This is a genomic window from Eubacterium ramulus (assembly GCF_003122485.1).
Taxonomy (GTDB): domain Bacteria; phylum Bacillota; class Clostridia; order Lachnospirales; family Lachnospiraceae; genus Eubacterium_I; species Eubacterium_I ramulus_A.
Map to the genome: position 1 here is coordinate 24,391 of NZ_JRFU01000018.1, position 6,615 is coordinate 31,005.

Here is a 6,615-nt window from a genome sequence, read left to right on the forward strand (position 1 = left end):
ACTATAGTAATATATAAATTGGTATCACAAGATATTATGGGAATTACCCCGGAACAGCAATGTTTCCGGGGTTTTTTCTATGTGTAAAAGATTAAAATATTGTCGTAAAGAATAGCGAACAAAAAAATAACAGGCAGGTATGGAAAGAGAATAAAAATCTCCGCATATCTGCCTGTGATACTATTATGATACTATTTCTGTTCGTTATTAGAAAATTTTCTTTCTAAAAGCTCATCTCTTTTACGGATTCTTGTCTCAAAATCCAGACTTTCGATTTCTTTGTGGGTGATGGATCGGGTTGAGTAATATTCCAAAGTCTGTTTTTTCCACATATCAAACATATCTTTTCCTGTGAAATAAGATTCCAGACTTTCTCTGTTCTCTTCTAATTCAGCAAGGAAATTACACATATCACCATTTAAAGAGTGTTCCGGATCATTTCCATAAAAGCGGATCCCGGCATACCATTTCTGAGTTTCTGTTTCCAGATCATTGGGAAGTATATTATTTATTTCCAGCTCATATCGCAATTCATTTGATTCATTCATCTGGAGTAAAACTAAAATGACATCGCTCAGAGTAGAAATTTGTATTTTGTTTTCGGATAATCCAAACAACCAATCCAGTGAGACATGAAATTTTTGAGCAATAGTCAGCAATACCTCGTTGGATGGAGTAACTATACCATTTTCGTAGCTGGATAGAGTCGATTGACGTATACCGATGGCTGCGGAGAAATTTTTCTGATTCATTTCCAGATCAGTTCGCAGTTCTTTTATTTTTTCTGAGATAGATGATTTCTGCATAATAGCACCTCCTTAAAAGCTTTAATTAGTATATCATAAGCAAAAAACAGCTTATGATCGACATTCTCCGGTCGCCAATCATATTAGTATGTTGGCTCACTTGCGCTCATTATATCACAAATGATAAAAATCAACAATATAGAAAAATATCATTAATACAGATATAAATTATTGACAATGACTATTTAAAATGATATAGTATCAGCACAAATGATAATTATAGATAAGGAGGAAATAATATGCAGAAACAGAACTATATGATTACAGCAGAAGAAGTAGCTGAAAACATGGGAATCTCACTAGGATATGCCTATAAGCTGCTTCGGAAACTGAACAAAGAGCTTGCAGATCAGGGATATGTAACTGTTGCAGGCAAAATACCGAGAGCATTCTGGGAAAAGAAATTTTATGGATATTCTCAGATGGTAATGTAAGAGGAGGCATAAAGTATGTCAGCATACAAAGATGAAGAAAGGGGAACCTGGTATGTTTCATTTTATTATGAAGACTGGACAGGGACCAAAAAGAGAAAAGTAAAAAGAGGATTCCGTACTAAGAAAGAAGCACTAAATTTTGAAGTAGAGTATAAAAGAACAGCGAAAGCCAATATGGATATGACAATGGGAGAGTTTGTAGAAGTTTATTTCCGAGACAAAGCTCTGTCATTGAAGGACAGGAGTATCAAGAATAAAAGAGATACGATGAATGCTCAACTGTTACCGTATTTTAAGGACAGACCGATGAACAGCATCACACCTGCAGAAATTATCCAATGGCAGAATACAATTATTGCAAAAGGGTATTCAGATGATTACCTGAAAACAATACAGAATCAGATGACAGCATTATTTCATCATGCAAAAAATATTTATAATTTGGCGGATAATCCATGTGACAAGGTAAAACGTATGGGAAAGACTTCAAAAAAGAAGATGAAATTCTGGACGATTGAAGAATATCGACAGTTTATGACCGGAATAAAACCGGGTAGTAAATATTATGTTCTGTTCGAATTATTGTTTTGGACAGGAGTAAGAGAAGGTGAAGCACTCAGCATTACACCTGCGGATATTGATTTTGAAAAAAATCTACTTCATATTAATAAGACTTACTACCGTATGCATGGAAAAGATGTGATTACTTCTCCTAAAACAGAAGAATCTAATCGTACAGTTTCCATACCGGAATTTTTGAAAAAAGAGATTTAGGAGTATATTAGTAGAAAATTATATGATTTACCTGATGATGAACGCATTTTTCCCATGGTTCACGAAGCAGTACAGCATAAGTTAAAACAAGTGGTTCAAAAGACCGGAGTGAAAAAGATAAGAGTGCATGACATTCGTCACAGTCATGCGGCATTTCTGATTAACAAAGGTGTACAGCCACTGATGATTAAAGAAAGATTTGGACATACGGATATACGAATTATATTGAATACTTATGGACACTTATATCCAGATCAGCAGAAAGTGGTGGCAGATATGCTGGATGATGAAAATATAAAAAGCTCCGGAAGTATGAACAACCGGAGCAATATGACAAATGAGGATGAATCCACAAATGTCAATCCTAGACAAATTGATTATAGCAGGGATTCTTTCGGAGAACAACAGATAATTGACGGGAACCGTTTAAAAATTGGAGGAGTTTATGCAACAGAGAGATGAGAATAAACCGGAATTGAAAATGATAAAGATGTCAGATGTCCAGTCCCAGACGGTGGACTGGCTCTGGTATCCATTTATCCCTTATGGAAAATTAACAATTATTCAGGGAGATCCGGGAGATGGAAAAACTACACTGGTATTAAATATTGCAGCAAAATTGTCTAAGGGAGAAGGTCTGGATAGTGACATGAAGATAACAGAACCAGTAAATATTATTTATCAGACGGCGGAGGACGGACTAGCAGATACAGTAAAACCAAGACTGGAACGGGCAGAAGCAGTATGTGAAAGAATCATGGTTATAGACGAAACAGAAAAATCGCTTTCCATGATAGATGAAAGACTGGAATATGCTATCAAACAGACAGGTGCTAAGGTACTTATTTTAGATCCGATTCAAGCTTATCTGGGAGGCGGCATGGACATGAACCGGGCAAATGAAGCAAGAGATATGACAAAAAGACTGAGCTTGCTGGCAGAAAAGTATAAATGTGCAATTTTACTGATTGGACACATGAACAAGGCTGGTGGAAATAAAGCTGCATATAGAGGAATAGGTTCCATTGATTTTTTCGCAGTGGCCAGAAGTGTATTACTGGTAGGAAGAATAGAAGGAGAACCAGAGTTAAGAGCTGTGGTCCAGATAAAAAATAATTTAGCAACATTTGGACATTCTAAAGCATTTCGCCTAGCAGAAACAGGATTTGAGTGGGTAGGTGATTATGAAATTACAGCGGATGAAGTGCTTGGTGGAATAGCACCAAAAGTAAACAAAATAGAACAGGCGAAGAAGATGTTGCGGGAATTAGCAGAGACTTCAACAACAGTACAGAGCAGTGAAATATTTGAGATGGCAGAAGAACTGAATATTTCAAAAAGAACACTGGAAAATGCAAAAAAGGAACTTGGAATTAAGGCAAGACGAATCAGCAATTCATGGTACTGGGATTTAGATAAGGTTAAGTCAGAAACAACCAAGAATGCAACATTGCAGAATGTATAGAAAATGCATAATTAAAATGTAAGGTTGCAATTTATAGAGACATTGCAGTGTTGCGACCTAAAAGAAATGACAGGAAGGTGATAAATTGAAAAATATAATGATTTCATCGGAATTATTTGGAAAGATAATAAAATATCATTTGCTGGATCAAAAACGGGAAGCGGAGGATATAAGAAAAGGATTGGAAAAAAAGCTTGATACAATGGCAAATCGAGAATTATATAGCAAGTACAAAACGGCACCAACCGAGGAAGAAAGAGAAAAGTCCCGGCAGGAATACCTGGACAGAAAGGGAATACCGGAAAGTTTTCGATGGTAGAGATTCTTGTTGATTACTTTATAACAGGAGCGTGTCACGCACCTGTAAACAGCAGACAAGAATAAGCCAATCAGAATCGTATAGAAGCCCCCGGCAGGGCGCAAGAGCACTTTTGATGGGAGGAACGACTGTCGAAAGTGCTTTTGCGTTACTTTTGACAAAAGTAACAAAACTGTGCAGGAAAGAAAAAAATAATGTTGATATAAGACTTGATGGGAGGTGTATAGATTGAAACGGACAATAAGCGGGATGGTTGGAAAGGGATCGTTAGCACATAATAGACGCTCATTTATAGCGGAAAATGTAAATCCGGAACGAGTAGAGTCCAATATAAAATATTGTGATGATAATCTAAAGCAGATCTACCATGAACTGTTTGATGATGCGGTGGCACGTTATAACGTTGGGAAAAGAAAAGACAGACAGATTCACGATTATTATGACAAGATCCAACATGGAAAGCAGGAAAAACTGTTCCATGAAGTAATCTTTCAGATCGGAAACAGTAAGGATATGGCTGTTGCAACTCCAGAAGGAAAACTGGCTACAGAGATATTGGATGAGTTTGTAAAAGGCTTTCAGGCGAGGAACCCATCTCTGAGAGTATTTAATTGTTATGTGCATCTGGATGAAGCAACACCTCATGTACATATTGATTTTGTTCCGTTTGTCACGAACTGGAAAGGCAAGGGAATGGATACAAGGGTATCTTTAAAACAGGCATTGAAAAGTCAGGGATTTCAGGGCGGTTCTAAGCATGAATCGGAGCTGAATCAGTGGATCAATCATGAGAAAGAGATACTTGCACAGATCATGGAACAGCATGGAATCGAATGGGAAAAGAAAGGAACACATGAGGAGCATCTGGATGTATATAATTATAAAAAGAAGGAACGGCAAAAAGAGCTGGCGTGTCTGGAACAGGAACAAAAGGAACTATCGGAGAAGTATCTGAACCTGTTAATCGATATGAGAGAAAAATGTGCTGATGTACATTCTCTGGGTGAAGAAAAAACGAGGCTTGAGCAGGATAACGTGCAAATGGCAGAACAAGTGAGGATTGCAGCAACAGAGTTGGAACATATAGAAAAAAGACGAGAAAAGGTGCAAACTGTTATGAATGCCGTTGATCAGGAATTAGAAAAATTTGGACAAGTAGATTTGTTATTGCCGCAGCCTGGATCACTGGAACGTGCAGTTACATACCGGGAAAAAAGATAAAACCGTTATTCACTAAAATGAAACAATATATGGCTGCATTAGCTGGAAAAGTACTGGAAATGGAGCAGATTTTGAATCAATGGAAACGAAAACACCGGAATTTAGAAAATGATTATTGTGAACTTCGTGATGAATTAAAAAATGTAGTGAATGAGAAAAATCAATTGAAAGAAGAGAATCATACGTTACGCAATACAGAAATGAAGTATCAAAGAGTGCGAAAAATACTAGGACCAGAAGTAGTCGAGCAGGCAGAACAGAGGGCTATCCATCTGGAATATTTGGAAGAAAAACAGCGTAAACAGGAGATGGAGCAAAAGGCCAGAGAACGGCGTGAGAGGAGACGAAAAAAAGGAGATCTGGAGTTATAATATATGGCAGAGACGATTGATATGCAAAGTGCTTCCCAAATTTGGGAAGCAAGTCTACATAAATTCATTAAATATTAATTAATGCTAAAGCACAATTTTAATAGTTCTTTGCTATGATAAAAAATAAAAAGGAGCGGTATTATGAAATCAAAAAAAATTACATTGGGTTTATTAGTATTTTATCTAGTGGCATTGACATGGATTATTTTGTTTAAAATTCAGTTTTCTATTGCAGACTTACCTCATTTAAGAAATATTAACTTAATTCCATTCGCTGATTCTGTGATTGTAAATGGGACAATAGATTTTAGTGAAATTATTCAGAACGTGTTGGCATTTATTCCATACGGTTTATTTGTCCATATTTTGTGGGAGAAAAAGCCTATATTAAAACAATTTCTACCTATTGTATGTACCAGTTTTCTATTTGAAATAGTGCAATTTATCTTTGCTATTGGTGGAACGGATATTACAGATATTATTACAAATTCATTAGGGGGATTCCTGGGGATAGTTCTTGCTATCGGAATTTTTAAAATATCAAACAAATATTGGATAAAATTTATTAATATTATAAGTTTGATAGGAGCTATATTCTTGACATTATTTATTGTCATGATATTATTAGCTAACTTATAATTGACCGAGCTCTTTAGAGCGAGGGATGCTTCTTGTCCGAAGGGCAAGAAGATGGAGCATAGAAAGAGTTTAACAAAATCGGGCGTTGCGGAGGTAGAAAAACATGTATAGAATATATAGTGCACTTATCGAAATTGTTGCGGCAGCTGTTTTTATAATTCCTATTTGGTGCATATATAACAAGTTATGTTTTCATAACTGGAAACGAACTATTATTTATATGGTATTGGGTTTTTATTTTACTGCAGTCTTAGCACTTGTAGGCTTCCCAGATATAACATCTCTGAAAATTGATTTTGCAGTGAACGTTATCCCGTTTTTGGATATGGTTTCGGATTCCATGAATGCTTGTTTGAATGTACTTTTATTTGTTCCACTTGGCTTCTTTTTGCCGATATTGTGGGATAAATTCAGAAACATTAAAAATGTTGCCTTAACGGGATTTATAGTTACAAGTCTAATTGAAATATCACAGATTTTTACTTTTAGAACCACTGATATAAACGATGTTATTACAAATACTGTTGGTACTATAATTGGATATTTTATTGCACATAGGATAACTGATAATTTTACGAAGCGAGTC

General features: G+C 35.9%; 10 protein-coding genes. 9 read left to right on the top strand and 1 reads right to left on the bottom strand.

What is annotated here, in order from left to right; translation table 11 throughout:
- Positions 1–191 precede the first annotated feature (191 nt).
- Positions 192–752 (bottom strand): helix-turn-helix domain-containing protein, encoded by a 561-nt coding sequence (locus LG34_RS02020; RefSeq protein WP_242979777.1) that lies wholly within the window; start codon positions 750–752, stop codon positions 192–194.
- A gap of 293 nt (positions 753–1,045) precedes the next feature.
- On the opposite strand from LG34_RS02020, the gene LG34_RS02025 reads away from it, so the two are divergent.
- From LG34_RS02025 to LG34_RS02060, 9 genes are all read left to right on the top strand, one after another.
- On the top strand, positions 1,046–1,240 hold the full coding sequence (locus tag LG34_RS02025; protein WP_109214651.1) for a DNA-binding protein: 195 nt from the start codon (positions 1,046–1,048) through the stop codon (positions 1,238–1,240).
- A gap of 15 nt (positions 1,241–1,255) precedes the next feature.
- Positions 1,256–2,014, top strand: a complete 759-nt coding sequence (locus LG34_RS17300; RefSeq protein WP_109214652.1) for an Arm DNA-binding domain-containing protein — start codon at positions 1,256–1,258, stop codon at positions 2,012–2,014.
- Positions 2,015–2,068: 54 nt separating this feature from the next.
- Entirely contained in the window at positions 2,069–2,476 is a 408-nt protein-coding gene (locus tag LG34_RS17305) for a tyrosine-type recombinase/integrase (RefSeq protein WP_109214653.1), read from the top strand.
- On the top strand, positions 2,460–3,479 hold the full coding sequence (locus tag LG34_RS02040; protein ID WP_109214654.1) for an AAA family ATPase: 1,020 nt from the start codon (positions 2,460–2,462) through the stop codon (positions 3,477–3,479). Before LG34_RS17305 ends, LG34_RS02040 begins: the two co-directional genes overlap by 17 nt.
- An 85-nt stretch (positions 3,480–3,564) precedes the next feature.
- Complete coding sequence (locus tag LG34_RS02045; RefSeq protein ID WP_109214655.1) at positions 3,565–3,798, top strand: complexin-2; 234 nt, start codon at positions 3,565–3,567, stop codon at positions 3,796–3,798.
- A 228-nt stretch (positions 3,799–4,026) separates the two neighbouring features.
- Positions 4,027–5,019 (top strand): plasmid recombination protein, encoded by a 993-nt coding sequence (locus LG34_RS02050; protein ID WP_242979778.1) that lies wholly within the window; start codon positions 4,027–4,029, stop codon positions 5,017–5,019.
- 29 nt (positions 5,020–5,048) lie between these two features.
- Positions 5,049–5,390 carry a hypothetical protein gene (locus LG34_RS16525; RefSeq protein WP_146190167.1) on the top strand — a complete coding sequence of 114 codons (342 nt, stop codon included), beginning with the start codon at positions 5,049–5,051 and terminating at the stop codon, positions 5,388–5,390.
- A gap of 141 nt (positions 5,391–5,531) precedes the next feature.
- On the top strand, positions 5,532–6,029 hold the full coding sequence (locus LG34_RS02055; RefSeq protein ID WP_109214656.1) for a VanZ family protein: 498 nt from the start codon (positions 5,532–5,534) through the stop codon (positions 6,027–6,029).
- Between the two features lie 103 nt (positions 6,030–6,132).
- On the top strand, positions 6,133–6,615 hold a 483-nt coding region (locus tag LG34_RS02060; protein ID WP_109214657.1), incomplete at its 3' end, for a VanZ family protein.